The following is a 20,702-nucleotide window of genomic DNA, read 5'->3' as shown; positions in this document are numbered from 1 at the left end:
GAGGGTGGCGGTCAGTCTATCCTGACATAGCGGCAGGGTCTCGCGTACGTGTTCCCTCCGACGTGAAGCAGTACTTCAGTGTCTTCTGTGAAGGCGCCGTCTTTAAAGTACTTCTCGTCCACGTGGACGTGGACGCACTCGAACACCATCAGGGAGCGGTCGCTGAACTGCAGTTCATTCCTCAACAACCCCTCAGCATATGCTGGAACCCCCTTAATGTGGGGGACGCCCACCCTAACCGAGGGCTCTAACTCGAAACCGAATTTCGTGAGCTTATCCTCCACCTCCCTACCCGAAACACTGCCGGCACGGTGGGCTGCCTCAGCAAGTCTGTAGGGTATTACGTTCAGCGTTACCTCCCCCGACTCCTTAATGTATTCGTACGTCAGCCTTCTAGGACTTAACGTGATTGCAAACATGAAGGGGTCGACGTTGACCGGCATGAACCAGGCGACTGCGCAGCCGTTAACCTTCCCATCCCTTGACCTACTTACAACGATGCTCACGGGCCTCGGATGCATCACCCTAGTAACGTACTTAAACACTTGCATCACCACCTCCCAACACATTAGCTCTGAAGAGCTCCCGACATAGATTACATGAGTCGAGCTTAATATCTTCCGAGATCAGTGAGTGATACTTGCATAAATGCCCCTCGCGCAGCAACTCCAAAGCCAGCACGTCTATAGCTAACTCAAGATCCTTGACCCTTAGGTCCCCGTTCACCAACCCCTCCGCCAACCTCCTCACAGCCGCCTCAACAACTGAGAGACCCCCCAACTCCGTAGCGAGTAGCTTATACTTAGAGACGTTCTTGGAGACCGACGACTGAGAGACCCCCAACATCCTCGAAATAGTTAACTGGGTGAAGCCGTACTCCCTGTAGAGAATCCCGATAAGCATCTTCTTAATGGCTGGTACCACATACTTACTGGCGAAGTCGAAAACCCCTACCTTAAGCATCCTAGCATACCATCTCCCACTTCGACGTGGATGCTTATAACTTTTGCTTACAGCTGAAAGTCTTGCCCTTCAAGGTGGGGGTCAGAACCTATTTAACTCTGTTAATGATATTTTAGTGAGTAGGTGATTGACGTGAGCTCGGACTTAAGAGGTAGGGCAATCGACGCTCTGAAGGGCTTATACGATCCTGAAATACCTATAAACGTGTGGGACTTAGGACTCGTGTATGACCTGAGAGTTAGTGAGGCAGGGGATGTCTACGTCTTAATGACTCTGACAGCCCCCGGCTGCCCGTTAGCCAGCTCGCTGGTATCTATGGTGGAGGACACGTTAAGAAGCATCGACGGCGTCAGAGAGGTCACGGTGGAACTCACCTTCAACCCGCCGTGGGATCCGAGCAGAATGACCCCTGAAGGTAGGGAGGCGTTCAAGACCCTCTACGGGTACGACTTGATGGAGTATTGGGAAGCCATGCACGGCACCGCATCGCAGACACGGAAATGAAGATGGAGGTCCAGCCGGTCTTACTGTCTCTGTTCTAGGTTGTTTTGGCGTAGTTTCCTCTAACCCCCTCCCACACGTGTTGCCGCGACCCTAGGGGTCCGGGGTCCCCGACAAACACCCAGAACACTAAAAGCACAGAAAACAAGCCCATGTCCTGAGTCGAAGGAGTGTTCTCAGTTATTATTTAACGTATATAACCGGTCGTTCTTAGTTTAACTCAGGTGATGGGGGTGGAGCTGAGGAAGGAGGCTCTCTCGCTGTCCGTCTTAAGCATGGTGTTAGCTTCGCTGGTGCTTGCTTTGGTGGCACCCCTCTACGTGATGGGAGGTCAAAACGCCCTCACTCTCGTCAGTTCGACCCAATACAACGCGGCGGGCGGCTCCTCAATATATCCAGGCAGTAAGAACGTACGTATAGTCCTTGAACTCAGGAATAATGAGAGCGAATACATTACTGGGGTTCAGGGGTGCTTCAGGCTTCCGTGGGGTTTCAAATTCTCTGCCGGAGTGTCCTCCTGCGTCTCAGCCCTCTCAACAAACGGTTCATGGGTCAACAGGTTCGGCCCTGGGGAGGTCTTCCAGCTTAGGACTCAAGTTGACGTCTCAAACGACGTGTGGCCTGGGATCTACCGCCTGCAGGTTGATGTAACCTACAGACTCGGTTCGGAAATAAACTACGTGACGCTCGAGGTGCCGATTATAGTTAGCCACTACCCTGCCACCTCGTTAGAGGTTGTGGATTCTTGGTGGGGGTCGGATCAAGTGTTCCCCGGCACTCGGGGCGCTGCCTTGAGCATCAGAGTCAGGAATCCAGGCCCCTCAGACATTATGGGAGGGTACGGCACTATAACACTTCAACAACCCCTAAAGCCTGAAAAGATTAGGGTTCAACTACCGTCAATGCCTAGTGGTAGCACGTATGTCCTCGAGGTCGGGGGTGTTGACATACCTCCGTCAGCGACGCCCGGCTCTTACAGTGTCTACCTCGATCTCAACGTAACCTCAAGAACTGAGGACGGCGTCACTTACGACGGTAGGGTCGTAGTTGCTTCAGCCGTGCGGGTTAGCGGGGGTGCGGCACCTAAACTGGTCGTGGTTGACAGCGGCTGGAGTTATGGTGTCGCATACCCTGAGGGAAGAGCTCTCTCGCTCTTCGTTACACTGCAGAATAAGGATTTGGCAACGATAAATTCGTTGGTCGCTATCTTAAACCTTCCTGAGGGTCTCAGAGCGAGGGACGGGAGGGAGTATGTGGTGCTCCCTCTTGGACGGCAGTTAAGTTATGGTGATACCGCCACACTGACCTTCAGCGATATAGTACTTAATGTCTCGAACCGCCCAGACATCATATTGGCTAGCCTCCGTCTAGAGGGGCTTGCCTCATACCGTGGTGCCGAGTTCTGGTTCAACATCACACTACCTGTCAGGGCCGCGGTGGTTGTGGAGGACGTCCTCAGGTTAAGCAGTGTTGAATGGAGTTATCAGGGGGGTGTGGCGGAGGCCCTCCCATCCTCGAAGGACGTAGTGCTTAACGTGAGGTTAAGCAACCTGGGGCAGGATCCCCTCACGGTCCTCAAAGTCCTCCCTCAGCTCCCGGAATTCGTCGCTGTGAAGTCGATCGGGGGGGCTTGCTTCGCAGGAGTTCAACCCGGAGCTACATGCCTACTGCAGATGGTTGTCGACATAAGCCCTAACGCCAGGCCAGGCCTCTACGACTCATTGCTCACGGTTACGTACTCCAGCAGGACAGGCACGTCAATACTTTACCGCACCGTAGACCTGAACCTCCAGGTCCCAATCTCCAGCCCGGACGAATACAGCGCCGACGTAGTCTTGAGTAAGGTGTGGTGGGGCACCGCTGCACCGACCGTCTCCTACGGGATGGAGGGCATGCAACCACTCCACGTGGAGATAACTAATTTGGGCAGGTATGCGGCGAGCTACGTTTACGTTAGAGTGTCAGCCCCTCACACCGTTGGTGTGGTGGACGGTGAAGGGGTTTGCTCCACGTACTTGAGTCCGGGCACTTCATGCAGATTGACCCCATATGTTAACCTGACTATGTTTAGCGGGAACCGCCTAAACTTGACGATCTCCGTCAACTATTACGTGACGATGTACGGCTCCAACATCCCGGTGAGCATGAATTACCCCGCCTCAATACCTGTGAGTAGGTACCCACCTAAAGAGCTAGGGAACCTAAGCTTAATAGGGTTTGCTTGGTTGAATAACAACCCCACATACCCCAACACGCAGAACGCCACCTACGTAATATCGTTAATCAACCGTTATCCGTACCCAGTGACGTCAATCCTGGGCGAGCTCGCACTCCCGGAGGGCTTCACAGCCAGTAAGGGCCTGAACACAGCATACCTGCCCGGACCTGTGCAACCTAACCAAGTCGCTCAGCTGACCTTCCAGTTGAACGTGGGTGCGTTGAATCCAGGCACGTACGAGGCTAGATTAAGACTCACCTACCTAGTCAACTCAGGTGGTGAGGGCGTGGGGGTTGGTGAGGAGCTGAGGGTGCCTATACTCGTTAACGGCGTCCTGCAAGGACTCGAGTTAATCACGGCATCCTGGGCTGGGAGGCCGGCGGAGCCTGGGACTTACGGAAACGTCCTCCTCATAACGCTGAGGAACTCAGAGTACCCCTCCGTCAGAGGGTTGGTGGCCGACGTTTCACTGCCTGAGGGCCTCACGTCCTCAATAAATAATGAGAGTAGAGTAAGGATACTGGCCGTCTCGTCACTACCTCAACTACCGACTCAGCAGATCGGTGGGTCTCAGATTCAGGAACTGCTTAGGTACTACACGCAGGCAATGAGCATCCAGACGCCGACGCAGACGCAGTTCAGTAAGGGTGACTACATCTACTTCTCACTACCGCTGAATGTTCTCTCAGCGGGTCCCGGGACGTACTACGCGTTATTCAACGTCTCCTTCATAGACCACTGGGGTAACTTGAGAACACAGAGTTTCAGGGTACCTGTAAGCGTGTTAGGCTCCCCCATACTGATTCAGGTATGGAGTGAGGGTTCCCTGAGCTTTAGGGAGTCAAGAGAGGCCAACATGACCCTTAAACTTCTCAACGTGGGCACCGCCCCCGCCTACAACGTCTACCTAGCAGTCTACCCATACGGGTCTTACGTCATCCTCCCCAAAACCACACCAATATACATAAGCAGGCTGGATCCGGGCAACGTGGTAACCCTCAAGATGCCTGTCTACATCAATCCGCTACCCTCGCCCCAAGTCCCTGCCTCCATAACCTACGGTAACATTCCGTTCATGGCTGCTGTGGTGTACACCACGTCGAACGGTTTGAGGCAGGTTATGAACTCGACCTTCACCGTTAGCATTGAGCCCTACATAAAGCTCATGCTGACAGACGTTAAAGTGATCTACACCGGGAATGAGGTCAGGCTCTCAAGCACTCTGATAAACGTTGGGAATGCTCAGGCTCAGAGGATAGTGGCTAGGCTAGTCGGCGGGGGTGTGGAGGGCAGTGAGGTATTCGTCGGTGATGTGGATCCATCCTCACAAACAAGTTTCGCGGTCTCACTCAAGTTGAGCACGTACGTGGAGACCGTCAAGCTTGTGTTGAGCTATAGAAACCCCTACAATGAGGAGGAGGTGTTAGTTAGGGAGTTCGGCGTGACCCCCGTCGCAACCACCACGCCAACGGTGACAGCCCCCCAGGCGGTCGACGCTACGTTGAGGTACGGTATACTAGCCCTCGTCGCGGTGTTTCTGGCCCTCGTCGCGTTCATCCTCTACAGGTACCTCAAGACACATCCCGTCCCTCAGGTGAGGGAGTAGTTTTGCTCAACGACATCTTCAGGTACTCCATGAAAGTTCTGACCGAGAAGAGGTTTAGAGCGATTCTGACGATCATAGGCATCGCTATAGGTCCTCTAGCGTTAGTCATGATGACCTCGACTGTGAGGGGGTACGCGGGCTTCATCGAGCAAAGCATATTGACGTTGGGTCAGAACACCGTCGTAATCCTTCCTTCTGAGAAATACAGGCTGTCCGCGTCCGACATCGACTTCATCAGGGGTTTGGATGAGGTCAGCGACGCCGACCCGTTCTACTCCACTCAAGGATTCGTTCAAACCGCTGAAGGGAGGAGAAGCGTCTTCATGTACGCTGTTGACGCCGCCGTTCTACTTAAAGCTATAGGCAATCTGGAGATGGAGTCTGGAGAGTTCCCTACAGACACTGAACTAACTTACTGTGTAGTAGGGCATTCGATAGCGTATTCGACCGCTACAGACACTAAAGTCTACGACGTAGGTGACGTCATTACACTCAACATAGTGGAGGTGGTGAGCGGCGGTAAGGTTAATGTGAGGAAAGTCTCAGTCAGGGTTAAGGGGATTCTAAAGGAGTTTGGCGGGGCCGCATTCGTATCCCCCGACCAAAGCATCTTCCTCCCCGTGAGGAGCGGGCCTGCACTCCTCAACATCAAGGACATGTCAGGAATATTCATAATAGCTAAGGATCCCTCACTCGTTGACTCGCTGACGCGCAGGTTGAGGAGCACCTACCAAGATAAAGTTACCATAGTTGCATTCCAACAGATAGCTAGGACTGTGTCCTCGGTCACGGGAGCCCTAGACTTCATAGTTTTCTCGGCCTCCCTCTCAGCGTTCGCAGTGGCGGTCGCTGGAACGGCCTCAACCATGATCACCTCAGTGATTGAGAGAACGCGTGAGATAGGGGTTCTGAAGGCGCTTGGCTTCACGGACAGGCAGGTGGTCACGATGATATTGGCTGAGGCCGTTATCATGTCACTAATAGGGGGGAGTATAGGGATAACGCTGGGCGTCGTCGGGGCGCATGCGTTGGCCTCAAGGGGGCTGAGCATAGCTGCCGGAAGCAGCAACCTACAGATAGTGGCCAACCCGGAAATAACTGCGGGCACCATAATCACTACAGTTCTGATAACGATAATGGTGGGTATAGCGGGCGGTATACTGCCTGCCTTCAGGGCCGCTAAAATACCTCCAGCCGTAGCACTGAGGTACGAGTGACAACGAAGTCGTTCTAGCCCCTTAGAACGGACATGGTATAGACCCTCAGTATGTAGGTGAACGCATGCGCAAACCCTAGCCCCATGGAAGGCCTCAGTTAATTATCTCTGAACACTCTGTGGATTAGTGATGTGCTTTGAAAGCCGCTATCGTTGACTGCCTAGGCGTCGGGTCTGGGGGTCTAGGGTCGTCACTAGGGACGTGATCGGCGTTGGGGCAGATTTGTTTGTGTGTGACGAGGTGCTCAGGGGCGCTGTTGATGTGTCCGGCTATGACGCGACCTTAGTTTCCGGCATGAGTTCAGACATTGACTCCGTAGTAAGAGTTGCGTCCCTGCTGAGAGGTAGGACCACGCTGGTCGCTGGCGGCCCTGTTTCGGTGGACTGGGGCGATCTCCTGAAGGTTGGGTATGACTACGTAGCGCTTAGAGAGGCTGAGGGCACGCTGCCGGGGCTTGTTGAATTGATTGGTGGGGTGAGGGACGCAACCCCGGAGGAAGTGCCCAACCTAGCGTACATGGAGGGGGGCAAACCTCGAGTCACGCATACGCTACCCTGGCTTCCCTCACCGCCCTTGTGGAGCTACGCACCCTCAGTGAGCTTGGTTGCAGCGTATCCGTACTGGTGGGGTGCCAGAGTCTATGTGGAGGTGGTTCGCGGGTGCTCCAACTACTTCAGACCTAGGCTTAGGCTGGCGGATGGCAGGAAGTGCGTGGATTGCGGGTCCTGTAGAAGTGGTTCGCTTCACGAGCGTGTGTCATGCCCGCTGGGGATACCTCCTGGCTGTGGGTACTGCTCCGTCCCCAACCTCTACGGGCCCGCTAGATCGAGGCCTGAGGACCTGGTGGTCAGGGAGGTTAGGGAGCTGATTAAGCTGGGGGTCAGGAGGGTGGTCCTCTCAGCGCCTGACTTCCTAGACTACGGGAGGGACCTACTGGTGGCTCCGGAGCTCCTGACGGACCCCAGGAACCCGCCGCCCAACCTAAGCGCTATTGAGTCGCTACTAACTCGATTGACCTCAATCCCTGAAGTGGGTTCGGGTGACGCTTATGTAATGATTGAGAACATAAAGCCTAACCTACTAACCGGGGATGTAGCGAGGGTTCTTGGGAAACACCTCAATGGGACCAGCGTCCACTTAGGTCTGGAGTCGGGGGATCCAAGGCTCCACGTGAATTTGGGCAGGCCGTCGACGGTGAATGAAGTCTGCAGGGCGGTCGAGCTGCTGGTTAGGCATGGTTTAGGGCCATACATATACCTGATACACGGATTGCCCGGAGAGACTGGTGGGAGCGCTAGGATGTCCTTGAATGCCGTTAGGAGGTTCAGCAGGATGGGGGTGGAGAAGTTCACGCTATATAGATTCAGACCGCTTAAGGGCAGCGCATTCGAGGGGTTTCCCGAGGGCAGGCCTGCTGTGATGACTTGGAACAAGGGGCTCTACTACCTGGTGCGGAGGCTTAACAAACTCAGGAAGGCGGAGCTGATTGGGGCTGTGCTCAATGTTGTAGGCGTCGAACGCGTGAGGGGACTCTCATAGCCTACACACTCCCCCACGGCCCCGTGGTGAGGGTTCCTAACGCGGACGTCAGCGATGTTGGGAGGGTCCTTAAAGTCAGGGTCGTTAGGGTGGAGAGTGATAGGGGTCACTGCTCTGAAGCTGGCTTAGGCTATATTAAGCTTAACACGCTTATTAAGTGATGGCTGTTAAGAGGTTGGTGGTGATGCAACGCCAAACACTGTGATGCTGAAGCCCGAGGTCCTAGCCCGCGCGGGCCTGATCCTGCAGTACGCGGTTTCTAGGGAGGTCGCGTGGCTGAGGCCTGCTGGATGTAGCGTTGCTGAGGACGGGTTTAAGTGCGACTTCATACCTACCTCCGGGATGTGGCCTGGGGAGGATCTAGTCAGGAAGATTGAGAGGACTGTTCTGGAGGTTGAGAGTTCCTCGCAAGCAAGCATAAGCTATGTTGGTGTGGCTGACGACGACCTCCTCAGGCTGCTTGGACGTAGGGCCGCCTACTCAGTAAACGGTATTGAGGTGTTTCTGGAGTCTGAGGTGAGGCCCTCCTCAAGCGTTGTGAAGGCCATCCTGGTGCGGAACGTGTCTGCACACAACCCGATGCCGGGCGTTAGCTTGGTTAGGTTGATAGGCGTTGCCTTCGACGATGCTGGTGAATACAGTAGGTGGCTGGAGTACTATGAGGAGGCGCTCAGGAGGGATCACAGGATCTTAGGACAGAAGCTGGAGCTCTTCGGATTCTATGATGAGGCGGGTCCGGGCTTAGTGATTTACCACCCTAAGGGTCAGGTGATTAGGGAGGAGTTAATGAGGCTCGTTAGGGAGATGAACTCTAGGCTGGGGTACAGTGAGGTCTACACGCCGCACGTCTACAAGTCCGTCCTGTGGAGGATGAGCGGTCACTACGACCTCTACAGGGATAAGATGGTCTTGGCTGAGGTCGACGGTGAGGAGTACGGCGTTAAGCCTATGAACTGTCCGGGCCACATACTCATCTTTAAGAGTAAGACGCGTAGCTACAGGGACCTGCCGATCAGGCTGGCTGAATTCGGCACCGTCTACCGGTGGGAGAAGAGAGGTGAGCTCTACGGGCTCCTCAGGGTAAGGGGCTTCACCCAGGATGACGGTCATGCGTTCGTGAGGGAGGACCAGGTCAGGGATGAGGTTAAGAACATAGTGAGGGAGGTCTTCAACCTCCTCGCGTTGTTCGGCATAGCTAGGGAGAACACCAGGATCTACCTATCCACGAGGCCTAAGAGGTACATAGGTTCGGAGGAGGTTTGGGATAAGGCTACTGCCGCGCTTAGGCAGGCTTTAGACGATTTAGGAATTCCGTACGAGGTCAGGGAGGGTGAGGGGGCTTTCTACGGACCCAAGATAGACGTGCACTTCAGGGATTCGCTGGGCAGGTGGTGGCAATGCACTACCATCCAAGTGGACTTCGCCCTCCCAGAGAGGTTTAACCTCGAGTACATCGATAGTGACGGTAGCAAGAGGAGGCCCGTCATGATTCACAGAGCCATACTGGGCAGTATAGAGCGGTTCATGGCTATACTGATTGAGGAGTTTGAGGGGAGGCTGCCGACGTGGCTCAGCCCGACGCAAGCCGTGGTGATCCCCGTGTCCAGGGAGGTCACAGACTACGCTCAGAGGGTGGCTGAACTCCTACGTAGTGCAGGGTTCAGGGTGCACGAAGACTTAAGCGAGGAGACGGTGCAGAAGAAGGTAAAGATGGCCTACGAGCAGGCGATACCGTACGTCATCGTCGTCGGCCAGAGGGAAGCTAAACGCGGAACTGTCACAGTAAGGGGTAGGGGCAACCTGCAGGCAGGGGATGTACCCCTCAACACATTCATAGAGGCCCTTGCGAAGGAGGTAAACGGCAGGGCATTAAAACAGGACGCCCTGCTAAACCTGCTTAAGATGAAAGCCGCATCCTCGGACACTAGTTGATGGCGGTTCTCACTGGCACAGCGTCAAAAAGAGCGATTCTACATTTATTGTTGATAAGAATGTGTTTATTAACTTGTATGTCGTCAATTAACCTGAGGTACCTATATGCCCTCAAGCAGTAGGGCTGGGTCAAGCGAATCCTTATTCGTTGTGCTGGTGCTGGTTGTGTGGGCTTTAGCCTTCGGTGTGTTCTTAGTTAACAGCGCTGACCCGACGCCTCTAGCAGGGCTCAGCACTACCTACACATACTCCATACTGTGGTGGGTTGCGGCCCTGTTGATATTCATTGGCTACGCGGCCTACGACTTGAAGAGGGGTGGTTGATGTGGAGGCATGGCAAATCACGCTCTCAATAATCTTCATATACTGCCTTTCCGTAGTGATCGTTGGGTTTCTGTCCGGCAGGGTGCTTAAAAAATCTCTTGAGGACTTCTATGTGTTAAGCAGGCGTGCAGGCATTATAGTCACATTCCTTGCCACAGCTGCCACATATCACAGCGCATTCGCGTTCCTGACGAGCGTGGCTACCTACGCGACTACTGGAGTGACGTGGTGGGTTGCTTCCTCGGCCTGGACTACAGGAGCCGCGGTCTTCATGTACTTGGCTGGAACTAGATTAATGAAGTTAGGTAAGGCCAGAGGCCACATATCACCCGCTGATGCCCTGGCAGACTTCTACAGGAGTGAAGCGCTGAGAGTCCTCGTCGCCGTGGTCATGGCGGTCTTCGTCATAGCGTACATAGTTGTTCAGGCCGTCGGGCTGGGCCTAATTATGGACATAGGTAGCAGCGGAAACGTACCATATATGTGGGGCTCACTCATATTAATGCTGGTCACAACACTCTACTTAGTCTTAGGCGGGCTCCGGGCGGCGTACTGGACCGACGTGCTTCAGGGCGTGTGGATGTACGTAGGAGTCATAATCGCTGGGGTTATGATACTGCAGAGGCTTGCTCCGGGCGGCGTGCCTGAGTTGATGAATCAGGTCAGGACCATCAAGCCATCCCTGCTCACCATGAACTGGGACCCCCTCATGATGTTGGGTGCCATAATGATATACGCCCCGGGACTCATGCTCTTACCGCACCTCTGGATAAAATATTACGTCGCCAAAGACGAGAAGGCGTTGAAGACCTCAGCGCTCGGGACGGCCGTGTACCTCTCCTCCTACTACATACCGACGGCGCTGGTAGGGCTTGCCGCCGCAGTCGTGAACGCCGTCGGCATGCCCGGAGTCCTGGACAAGGGCTTCATATCCGCGCTCACCGCTAAGTATGGGAGTTCCGACGCAGTGATGGCCGTCATGATATACACGTTCCTGCACCCTGCCCTGGCGGGCTTCCTGCTCGCGGGGGCCGCCGCAGCAGCGATGTCCACCCTGGACTCCTTCCTCGGCTCGACCTCCCTAATACTGGTTAGGGATATTTATCAGAGGTACGTAAGGCCCGGTAAGCCGGAGGGCGAGTACGTCACTGTAAGCAGGGTCCTCATGCTGGTGTGGCTCCTCATAGGCTGGTACTTCGCCATACTGAAGCCCGGCCTGATATTTGACGTGACGTCCATAGCGGTCGCCGGGGGCCTGCAGCTACTCCCACTCACACTGCAGATGATAATACCTAGGAGGAAGCTGATTAACAGGAACGGCGCTGTGGCGGGCTTCGCCGTAGGCTCCATAGCGGTCGCCCTCTTCACAGCGCAGACCGGAAAGTACTTCGGCATGCCGGTCACCTACCACGCCGCCATAGCTGGACTGATAGGGCTTGTCGTTAACACGGTTCTGGCGCTGCTGATCAGCGCGTTCACTAAGACTGCCGATGGGGAGAAGAAGGTTTTCGAGGAGTACATGAGGCTACTCTACATGAAGTAGAGCAGGCATGTTTTAGTCTCTAGTTTTTAATCTTTCTTTAGATTATTGTCTATGGTGCTTCCGTTGGTTAGGAGAATAGACCTGAACACGGACGCTGGGGAGTCGTTCGGCAGGTGGAGGTTAGTTGATGAGGGGGAGCTCTTCAAACACGTCTCCTCAGCCAGCATAGCATGTGGCTTCCACGCAGGGGATCCGGCAAGCATCTGGGGTTCTGTTAGGCTTGCTAAGTCCCTCGGGGTTGCTGTGGGCGCTCACCCAGGCTTCCCGGACCTGATGGGTTTCGGGAGAAGGGAGATGGGGGTTGACTTCGATGATTTAAAGGCATACATAGTCTATCAGCTCGGCGCTCTGGAGGCTTTCCTGAGGGTTGAGGGACTCAGGCTTCAGCACGTTAAGGCTCACGGGGCTCTCTACAACATGGCGTGGGTTAGGGAGGACTACGCTAGGGCGATCGCCGAGGCCGTGGCCTCCTACGATAGGGGGCTCATAGTGGTGGCGCCGTACGGGTCGAGGGCGGCTAGGGCTGCTGAGGAGTTGGGTCTGAAGGTGGCTTACGAGGCGTTCATAGACAGAGGTTACATGCCGGATGGCAGGCTGGCCCCTAGGGGGGCTCCAGGCGCCCTCATATCGGACGTCAGCAAGGCCGTGGAGAGGGCCTTAAGCATAATTGATAAGGGGGTCCTGCAGGCGTTGGACGGCAGCCCCGTGGAAATCAGGGCGCACACTCTATGCATCCACGGCGACAGTCCTAAGGCTGTGGAGTTCGCCAAATCAGTTAAGGCCAGCCTCAGGGAATTCGGCGTCGAGATCAAGCCGATGTCAGAGGTTGTTTAGAGGTTATGGGGTCCTCCGAAGTAAGGATCATTAGTAGCGGGGGCTACGTAATCCACGTGGACGTCTGCAAGGACGTCACCCCTGAGTGCGTTAAGGCTATGCACAAGCTGTACTACACGCTTAAGAGGGAGCTCTCAGGGCTCGTTGAGGAGTTGGTGACCGGGGTGACGTCTCTTGCGTTGTTCTACGACCCGAGGTCAACGTCCAGCAGCGAGCTAGTCAAGAAGGTCAGGGAGTTGTGGGAGTGGAGTCGGCAGGTCGAGTTAAGCGAGGTCTACAGACCGAGAAGATTCACGGTTCCCGTAGCTTACGGCGGTGAGTTAGGGCCGGATCTGCAGTCAGTCGCTTCTTGGGCGGGTTTGAGGGAGGAGGAGGTTGTGGCGCTCCATACTTCAAGGAGCTACACGTGCTACACGCTGGGCTTCACGCCGGGCTTCCTCTACCTAGGTGAGGTGGATCCTAAAATAGCGGCGCCCAGACTGGAGACGCCTAGAGTCAAGATACCAGCGGGCTCCGTCGGCATAGCGGGTAAGATGACAGGTGTGTACGGTCTTGAAAGCCCGGGAGGCTGGAGGTTGATAGGCAGGACACCCCTCATTATGTTTGACTACAGGAGGGATCCGCCGATACCTATAGCTCCGGGCGACGTGGTGACCTTCAAGCCCGTGAGTGTGGAGGAGTTCAGCAGGCTCAGAGGCCTGTACGTGGGTGAGTACAGTGGTTAACCTCCACATCACCTACCTAGCCGGAGTGGCCACGGTGCAGGACCTCGGCAGACACGGCTACAGGACCCTCGGGGTACCGATCTCCGGGGCTCTCGACATCACGTCCGCTTCCTACGCCAACGCCCTCGTGGGGAATGCGGTGGGTGCGGCGTTGATGGAGCTCATCGGCTCCATTAGGCTGAGGGGTGACGGGGACCTAATCGTCGCCGTGACGGGCGGCCTTCCCAAAGTGTACGTTGATCAATACGAGATCCCTCCCTGGAGGCCTGTCTACCTGAAGTCAGGTAAAGAGTTGGTAGTGCGTCCCTCAGACAGAGGTAATGTCTACTACGTAGCTGTGGCCGGGGGTATAGAGTGTGAGAGCGTGTTAGGCAGCAGGTCAACATACGTTAGGGGTGGCTTCGGATGTTTGGGGAGGCCGCTCAGGACGGGTGACACGCTAGTAAGCGCTGATGTGGACGTGGATGGTCTGTGGGCTAGGTTGTATAACTTAAGGCCGGCTTTAAACATTGACGAGAAGCTCCCTAAAACCGGCGAGACCATAGTCGTTAGAGCCACTAAAGGCATCCACGCTGATCAACTGGAGGACCTGGGCACGCTTCTTAGGTCGGAGTACGTGGTTACGCTGGAGAGCGACCGTATGGGGTACAGGCTGGACGGGCCCTCCCTTGGGTCAGCTTCGAGGCTGGGTAGACTGCCATCAATACCTACTGACAGGGGGTATGTTCAGATACCGCCGGACGGGAAGCCCATAATCCTGATGTCCGATGCGCAGACTACGGGCGGTTATGCAGTAGCCCTCCATGCAGTACCGCCAGACCTGGATATCCTAGCGCAGGCTAGGCCAGGGCGTAGGGTCAGGTTCGTTGAGGTAGGTGTTGATGAAGCGGAGAGGCTTACCTCCAACTACCTCAACGAGGTGGAGAGGCCTTCCCTAACGACTGAGGAGAGCGATGAGTACTGGGGCTGAGGAAACCCTTCCACCCTCAGTAGGGTGGTTGGGCTTTAAAAACTCTGTAATAGAGAAAATAGAGGGGATGATATCTCTTGCCCGTATTGGATGTCAGATGTAGGGATGTAGCTAGGATTCTAGCGGAGGGCCCTAAGGCACGCAAGGAGGTGGGGGTTAAGCTACGTGAGAAATACCCCAGTTTACGGCCTAGAGGGTCTTGGGTGAGGGATGTTCTACTAAGGTGGAATCCATTAGCGGCTAACGTCGGTGATGACGTGTGGGGGTTAAGCGACCTGGGCAACACTTTCACGAAACTCCCCGGCGAGCTCGGCAAGCCCTTAACTACTGGGGAGAAGGCCTTCCTGCTCGGGCTAATGTTGCTTGACGAGAAGCAGGGCAGAGTGGTTAGCGAATTACTGACGCTAGGCAGGTCATCAAACCCTGACAGGTGGCTCGTCACTCAAACCAGGAGGGTGCTCATCAGCGTCGGGCTGTTGAAGCCTGAGTAGGTATTAAGCACTGCCATAGTTGTAGTATAACTCGACTTTAAGCGACGGGAAGGAGGTGCAGTAGTGTTAAATACGCTGAATAAACCAGCAGGTTGGCCAAAGTGACTACGGATCCAACCTTAGTGAATTCTTTGAATGAAATCGTGTAGTGAAGCCTTGTCTCCAGAGCCTCCAGGATTATTATGTTGGACGCTGCCCCCAGTAGCGTTAAGTTACCCGCTATAGTTGACGACATGGCCAGCGTAATCCATGAAATGGTGTTGCTTGAGTCATACCCGAGGGACTGCATGTAGTGTATGAACAGCTTGACGAAGGGCACGTTACTTAAGGCCTGACTCAAGATCACTGAGGTAGCGGTTATCGCTACCACATTACGAATACCTTCGAGTCTTGTAGGAACCATGTAGAGTAAGAGGGGCTGGAGCACGCCGCTACGCCAGATACCATCCATAGTTATGAACATAGTTATGAAGAAGATCACGGTACCCCAGTCAACAGACTTCAGCAGCCCTCTGGGGTTTGTTGAGAATACGTAGAGGCCGGCGGCTATTACAAATGGTATGAGGCCCCTGCTAGTTACGTGTGGGAGGCCGGAGAGCTCGAGGAGGTCGTTCATCACGAGCGCTGTGATGACGGCCGCAAGTCCTGCCCCAGCCAGTAGGGCGTCTCTCCTGCTGCTTATAGCTTCCTGAGGCAATGCTGTGAGCTCTACCGGGGCATCGCTAACCCTGTATACCCTCTTGATGATGTATGCGGTCAGAATTAAGTTCGCCAGCGTGGGTAGCGCTAGGACCTTCACGAAGGTTAGGAAAGGCGCCTCGATGCCTGACTCAACAGCTATCAGGACGTTCTGAGGATTCCCTATGGGGGTCATTGCAGACCCTATAGTCACGGAGAACGCTAGGAGAAGGAACAACGCCTTAGGGTCTATGGAGGTAGCTCTTGAAATCACGTACGCTATGGGCGGCCCCATCAGGGCCACAGTGTCGTTGACTGCCAACGCTGAGAGAACCCCGAATAGGAGGGACGCGGCGTAGAGCAGGTGACTCCTCCTCCTGAACCTGGAGATCAGGGATAACGAGATAGCGGCCAGGAGACCGGAGGACTCGGCGAGGGAGACCAGGCTGAACATGCCGATGAGAAACAGTATGACGTCCAGATCTATGGTGGAACCCAGCTCATCCACCTCAACCAACCCGCCAACAACTACCAGGGAAGACGCTAGAGCCATGAGGGCCCACACAGGGGTCTTAGGACGCCTGGACCTGAGGATGAGGGAGAGTACTAAGTAAATCAGAACACCCAACGCAATCAGTTGCCTCGCATCCATTGCGCCACACCCACAGAAAAATGATGCAGAAATTTAAACACGTGGTGATTAGCTAAACCCTCTTTCATAAGATGTGCTTAAGCTGAAGATCAGTTCATTACGTGTTTGCCGATTTAGTGAGCATCTTATCTAGTTCGTAATTTATGCAAGGTCTTCATGAAGCTTGATCCCTAACCCAGTATGTTAATGCCTGTGTTTAGCGGGTTACCATCTTTTCATCACGGGAACGAGCTGATCAGTTTGATGTGTTGCGGCCCTGCTTTACTGTAAAAATATCATGGACCACATCCTAAGGTTAATATAAAAAGCTTTTAAGGAGGGGACTCTAAATATTATACGGGGTGCATCTTTAGTGGGCGCCAAGGAGGTCTTAGGTCTGGTGATCACCATTCTAAGCCTCCTAATATTCGCTTATGAGATACTCTACGTCGGCCTGACGGTCGGGGGGATAGGGATCAAGGGTCAGGTCGCCGCCGACGCCTTGCTGATCTCCGCAGGCTTCCTGCTGATTATCTTAGGCCCTGCGTTGTGGCTTGGTGAGGTACCCGCTAACCTCAAAAAACTGGTTGAAGCTAAGACCGGGAGGAAGCTGAGTTAGGGTGGTTGTGGTGGACGGCTCACCGGTCATATTGGTTTTGGTTATTGTGTTGGCGGTGTATGGCCTAGCGTATTTGTTCTATGGGAGGAGAATACTTGAGAAGAAGGTTGTGGGGGCCAGCCCGGATAGGATGACGCCAGCCTTCGAGAAGTTTGACGGGATTGACTACGTGCCAGCTAATAAGTATGTGCTCTACGGCCATCACTTCGCCTCAATAGCTGGGGCAGGACCTATAACGGGCCCGGCTTTAGCCATGGTGTGGGGGTGGGGCCTTCCTTTCATATGGGTTCTGTTCGGAAACATATTCATAGGCGCGGTCCATGACTACCTCGCCATTATGGCTAGCGTGAGACACGGCGGCGTGTCCATAATGAGCATAAGTGAGAACGTGATGGGGAGGAAGGCTAAGTACATATTCCTCGCGTACGTCTGGTTCGCCCTAGTGCTGGTTTTGGCGGCGTTCTTCAGTGTGGCTTCCTCAACCTTTGTGGGCACCCCTACAGCGGCGACGATCACCGTTCTCTTCATGCCGATAGCGCTGGTCTTCGGGCTACTGGTCTACAGGACCGGGGTGAGCGTTAAGACTGGGACGGCGATAGCGTTGATACTCCTGGTTGTAGCGTTCTTCTACTCACTGAACACCCCGCTCTACCTAACCTATGAGGCGTGGGTGGTCGTCATCTCACTCTATGCTATAGTGGCTGCAGCCCTGCCTGTCTGGTACCTTCTGCAGCCTAGGGACTACATAAACGCGTACCTATTGTGGGTCTTCGTGGGTCTTGCGATCATAGGTGCGTTCATAATACCGGATCTAACTTTCACAGGCCCCATATACACAGGCTTCGCAGCCCCCGGCACTGTAATAGGGGCGATAGCGGGCACTGCAGCCGGCAAGGCAAACATAGCTTACTTCTGGCCCACAGTTCCGTTGGTTATCGCTTGCGGGGCCCTCTCAGGATTCCACTCGGTAGTTGGGTCCGGCACGACCTCTAAGCAGTTGTCGAACGAACTGGACGCGATGCTTGTAGGGTACGGAGGCATGTTGACGGAGGGGGCACTCTCATCCCTCGCGGTGATCACGCCGATCGCGCTCGCGTGGAACTTCGCATCACTGGCCTCCGCGACCGGTCTCCCTGTATCTAGCGCGCTTCTGAAGGCAGGCATAAACACTACGACAGTCCCAGTCATCACAGGACTTGCTGGAACGGATAGATTCCTGGTCGGCTACGGCTTGGAGCAGGCAGTGGCTTGGTCAAGGATCTTCGGCCCCGGAGTGTTTGAGAGCGCGTTCCTGACGTTCAGGACTTTCGCTGCGTGGGCACTCTCAGGATTTGTGATGACCACTCTGGACACGAGCAACAGGTTGGCCAGGTTCGCTTGGAGAGAGCTCTTCGATTGGCTCAAGCCTAAGAGCGAGTCAGCTTATAAGGCGTTAACAAATAGATGGGTTGCTTCAATAATACCGGTGGTCTTCGGCGCGATCATGGCCTACCCCAAGATAGAGGTCTTCATACCAGAGCTTAACAGGGTCACGACCGTCTACGCGTACTCGATCATATGGCCCGCGTTCGCAGGCACTAACCAGTTGCTCGCCGCCCTTGCCCTACTCACTGCCACGCTGTGGGCCTACGCAATACAGAAGGTTAGAGGGGGTACCTCACTGCTTTTAATGATCCCGGCACTCTTCCTGTGGGTGACTGTCACAGTCGGCCTCATATGGTGGCTCTACGCAGTGGTTCCCGGCCTACCGCCACTCTACCAAGCTGGTGCAGGAACGATTGTGGCTGTGTCGGTAGTGCTTGACTTCCTGCTGATAGGGCTGTTCGTGAGCGGGTTAAGAAGGGCTAAATAAACCCTTCAACGTTTTTTATTAAACTCGAACCCCTCATACAAACTCCGTTTAGCTAGCGGGCAATGTTTTAATAGTTGCAGTGGCGAGAATAAGGGGGGTGTAGGTTGCTTAGGTTAATGAGGAGAATCTTAAGCGAGGTGATCGCCTTTATCAAGGGTATCAACCAAGCCATATTAGAGGAGAGCGTCAGCGCGCTAGTGCTGGAGCACAACGAGCTGGAGGCAGCGTTTGTAACGATGATTCTAGGGACTCTGGTAGGCGTTAGGACCGTCTCCCCGATTCTCAGTCTAGAATTGCTCGACGCCCTCAAGAGTGAGTTGAAAATCCTTGAGTCTAGGGCTGTGAGGGGTGGTGATGTCCTAGGGGACCTCATGTCCTCCTTGGGTGGCGAGTGGTGAGTGTTTTAACTGAGTTGCTTAAGCCCCTTGAAGGGGAGCCTCACGTAATCGTGGTGTTGGGGAAGGGCGGCGTCGGCAAGACCTCGACATCCATTTTAGTAGCTAACGAGTTGAGGTCTCAGGGCAGGACCCTCCTAGTGAGTTTCGACCCGGCTAAACACATACTGAAGTACCTTGGCTTACGCAAGCCTATGGAGACCGTGGAGGTTGCGGAGAACCTCTCGGCATGCCAGCTGGACATAGAGGCTTCAGCCAGGAAGTTGATGTCGAGCTACTCAGACCTCATGGCTGAGATGTTTCCGTCACTTACAGTCCTCAACCTGGAGGACGTCACTAAAGCCATGAAGTATGCGCCAGGGGTGGAGGAGGAGGTGTTTCTAAGGTGGCTGGCTGACACGTACGGGGACAAAGGTTATAAGCATGTCGTGGTCGACACGCCGCCGACAGGCGTCTCCCTCAGAACCCTAGCCCTGCCGAGGCTCTACCTGCTCTGGCTCGACAAGCTGATCAACATCAGGGAGAGGATAGTGTCACTCAGATACGTCATAGCTAAGACCCTCGGCAAGGAGTTCGAGATGAGGGACCCAGCGTTGAAAAAACTCTACGAACTGAAGAACACATACTCCAGAGTCAAGGAGGTGCTAAGCAATCCCTTAAGAACGTCGTACATAGTAGTCACGAACCCGGAACCCCTGCCGATGTTCGAGCTGAGGGAGATCCTCAACTTCCTAGAAAACGAGTTAACCATTAAACCTAAGCTCTTAGTGATGAATAAAGTCCTTCCAGATGAAGTGGCCGCTAGTCTGGGAACTTACGCCGAGCAGGCGGAGACGCTCAGGGAGTTCAGGTCTATAGAATGCAGGTCCATCATGATCCCGCATGCCAGCAGCCCACCTTCCAGTCTTGAGGATATAGTTAAGTTAAGAGACACTGTAGTTGTAGTCAGGGGGTATGCATGAACACTCTCTTTGAAGCGATCGCGATCTCAGTTTTGATGGCAGTGTCGGTCGCTGCCGCATTATGGTACTTCAGAATGAGGAGGAGGATGATTAAGTTCATGAAGGATTTCACTGAGGAGTTGGAGAGGGAACTGAGGCCTAGGGATAAGGAGTACACCCTCCTAGGGTACCTCGTCGGGTATAAGGCCGTGTACGAACTCGGTGAAGGGAGGAGGGCCTACGTACTGCTCACGACCACACCCAGATACTCCTTCTTCTACTACCCAGTAGCCAAGGCGTTGAGACACGACGATAGGGTAACCATAATGTTGGAGCTCACCGGGAGAAACGTTCTGAGGGATCTGCACGCGGTCAAGAGGGGTGAGTCAAGACTTATGAACACCCTGGCAAAGGATCTTGGGGAACGCCTAGAAAGGCTGAGTAAGACCACAGTAAGCACTGCGAGAGGGATTTACGAAGTCTTCTACGAGGAGCCTAAGGATGTTGGTCTGCTTAACAGAATAGTGGACACAACCTCCAAACCCATCTACAAGCTTTCAGCATACAAGGAGCTTAATGCAGTTGAGGTGGTGTCCAAACCTGAGTTAGGTTCAGTGCGTGAACTGCTTGAATCCCTTCGCTTCCTCATCAGGAACATTTCAAGAAGCGTGGGGCCGCACCACGAGAAGGTTTAGGACTGTTGACGCACACGGTCTCAACGGA

20 protein-coding genes are annotated in these 20,702 nt (G+C 54.4%); 17 read left to right on the top strand and 3 right to left on the bottom strand.

Annotated features, from left to right (window positions below; genetic code table 11):
- Positions 1–11 precede the first annotated feature (11 nt).
- The gene (locus QW772_06155; GenBank protein MEM0038489.1) at positions 12–545 is read right to left on the bottom strand and encodes a flavin reductase family protein; all 534 of its coding nucleotides are present in this window, start codon (positions 543–545) and stop codon (positions 12–14) included.
- Complete coding sequence (locus tag QW772_06150; GenBank protein ID MEM0038488.1) at positions 538–963, bottom strand: hypothetical protein; 426 nt, start codon at positions 961–963, stop codon at positions 538–540. The genes QW772_06155 and QW772_06150 overlap by 8 nt, the downstream gene beginning before the upstream one ends.
- Positions 964–1,095: 132 nt before the next feature.
- Here QW772_06150 and QW772_06145 point away from each other — a divergent pair, with 132 nt between their 5' ends.
- The 12 genes from QW772_06145 (at position 1,096) to QW772_06090 (ending at position 14,863) form a co-directional block, all read left to right on the top strand.
- On the top strand, positions 1,096–1,467 hold the full coding sequence (locus QW772_06145; GenBank protein ID MEM0038487.1) for an iron-sulfur cluster assembly protein: 372 nt from the start codon (positions 1,096–1,098) through the stop codon (positions 1,465–1,467).
- Positions 1,468–1,688: 221 nt separating this feature from the next.
- Complete coding sequence (locus QW772_06140; GenBank protein MEM0038486.1) at positions 1,689–5,288, top strand: hypothetical protein; 3,600 nt, start codon at positions 1,689–1,691, stop codon at positions 5,286–5,288.
- Positions 5,289–5,290: 2 nt separating this feature from the next.
- Entirely contained in the window at positions 5,291–6,505 is a 1,215-nt protein-coding gene (locus tag QW772_06135; protein ID MEM0038485.1) for an FtsX-like permease family protein, read from the top strand.
- Positions 6,506–6,733: 228 nt separating this feature from the next.
- Complete coding sequence (locus QW772_06130; protein ID MEM0038484.1) at positions 6,734–8,044, top strand: radical SAM protein; 1,311 nt, start codon at positions 6,734–6,736, stop codon at positions 8,042–8,044.
- 26 nt (positions 8,045–8,070) lie between these two features.
- A complete protein-coding gene (locus QW772_06125; GenBank protein ID MEM0038483.1) occupies positions 8,071–8,205 on the top strand; it encodes a hypothetical protein in 135 nt (44 codons plus the stop codon).
- A gap of 43 nt (positions 8,206–8,248) precedes the next feature.
- Positions 8,249–9,976 carry a threonine--tRNA ligase gene (thrS, locus tag QW772_06120; protein MEM0038482.1) on the top strand — a complete coding sequence of 576 codons (1,728 nt, stop codon included), beginning with the start codon at positions 8,249–8,251 and terminating at the stop codon, positions 9,974–9,976.
- Positions 9,977–10,081: 105 nt separating this feature from the next.
- Positions 10,082–10,300: a hypothetical protein gene (locus tag QW772_06115; protein MEM0038481.1), complete on the top strand. Its 219-nt coding sequence runs from the start codon at positions 10,082–10,084 to the stop codon at positions 10,298–10,300.
- Complete coding sequence (locus QW772_06110) at positions 10,293–11,843, top strand: sodium:solute symporter family protein (protein ID MEM0038480.1); 1,551 nt, start codon at positions 10,293–10,295, stop codon at positions 11,841–11,843. The genes QW772_06115 and QW772_06110 overlap by 8 nt, the downstream gene beginning before the upstream one ends.
- A gap of 54 nt (positions 11,844–11,897) precedes the next feature.
- Positions 11,898–12,677: a 5-oxoprolinase subunit PxpA gene (locus QW772_06105; GenBank protein ID MEM0038479.1), complete on the top strand. Its 780-nt coding sequence runs from the start codon at positions 11,898–11,900 to the stop codon at positions 12,675–12,677.
- Positions 12,678–12,682: 5 nt separating this feature from the next.
- The gene (gene pxpB, locus QW772_06100) at positions 12,683–13,402 is read left to right on the top strand and encodes a 5-oxoprolinase subunit PxpB (GenBank protein MEM0038478.1); all 720 of its coding nucleotides are present in this window, start codon (positions 12,683–12,685) and stop codon (positions 13,400–13,402) included.
- Positions 13,395–14,372 (top strand): biotin-dependent carboxyltransferase family protein, encoded by a 978-nt coding sequence (locus tag QW772_06095; protein ID MEM0038477.1) that lies wholly within the window; start codon positions 13,395–13,397, stop codon positions 14,370–14,372. The genes pxpB and QW772_06095 overlap by 8 nt, the downstream gene beginning before the upstream one ends.
- 77 nt (positions 14,373–14,449) lie before the next feature.
- On the top strand, positions 14,450–14,863 hold the full coding sequence (locus QW772_06090) for a hypothetical protein (protein MEM0038476.1): 414 nt from the start codon (positions 14,450–14,452) through the stop codon (positions 14,861–14,863).
- 37 nt (positions 14,864–14,900) lie between these two features.
- On the opposite strand, the gene QW772_06085 is transcribed toward QW772_06090, so the two are convergent.
- Positions 14,901–16,193 (bottom strand): SLC13 family permease, encoded by a 1,293-nt coding sequence (locus tag QW772_06085; protein ID MEM0038475.1) that lies wholly within the window; start codon positions 16,191–16,193, stop codon positions 14,901–14,903.
- A gap of 352 nt (positions 16,194–16,545) precedes the next feature.
- Between QW772_06085 and QW772_06080 the strand changes: the two genes are divergently transcribed.
- The 5 genes from QW772_06080 (at position 16,546) to QW772_06060 (ending at position 20,674) form a co-directional block, all read left to right on the top strand.
- Positions 16,546–16,791: a hypothetical protein gene (locus QW772_06080; protein ID MEM0038474.1), complete on the top strand. Its 246-nt coding sequence runs from the start codon at positions 16,546–16,548 to the stop codon at positions 16,789–16,791.
- 10 nt (positions 16,792–16,801) lie between these two features.
- Positions 16,802–18,643, top strand: a complete 1,842-nt coding sequence (locus tag QW772_06075) for a carbon starvation protein A (GenBank protein ID MEM0038473.1) — start codon at positions 16,802–16,804, stop codon at positions 18,641–18,643.
- Between the two features lie 104 nt (positions 18,644–18,747).
- A complete protein-coding gene (locus QW772_06070) occupies positions 18,748–19,041 on the top strand; it encodes a hypothetical protein (protein ID MEM0038472.1) in 294 nt (97 codons plus the stop codon).
- Positions 19,038–20,000 carry an ArsA family ATPase gene (locus tag QW772_06065; protein ID MEM0038471.1) on the top strand — a complete coding sequence of 321 codons (963 nt, stop codon included), beginning with the start codon at positions 19,038–19,040 and terminating at the stop codon, positions 19,998–20,000. Before QW772_06070 ends, QW772_06065 begins: the two co-directional genes overlap by 4 nt.
- A complete protein-coding gene (locus QW772_06060) occupies positions 19,997–20,674 on the top strand; it encodes a hypothetical protein (GenBank protein ID MEM0038470.1) in 678 nt (225 codons plus the stop codon). The genes QW772_06065 and QW772_06060 overlap by 4 nt, the downstream gene beginning before the upstream one ends.
- Positions 20,675–20,702 lie beyond the last annotated feature (28 nt).

Source organism: Zestosphaera sp., assembly GCA_038727705.1.
GTDB lineage: Archaea > Thermoproteota > Thermoprotei_A > Sulfolobales > NBVN01 > Zestomicrobium.
Note: the sequence above shows the minus strand (reverse complement) of the source record. Positions and strands in the feature narration are given on the sequence as shown.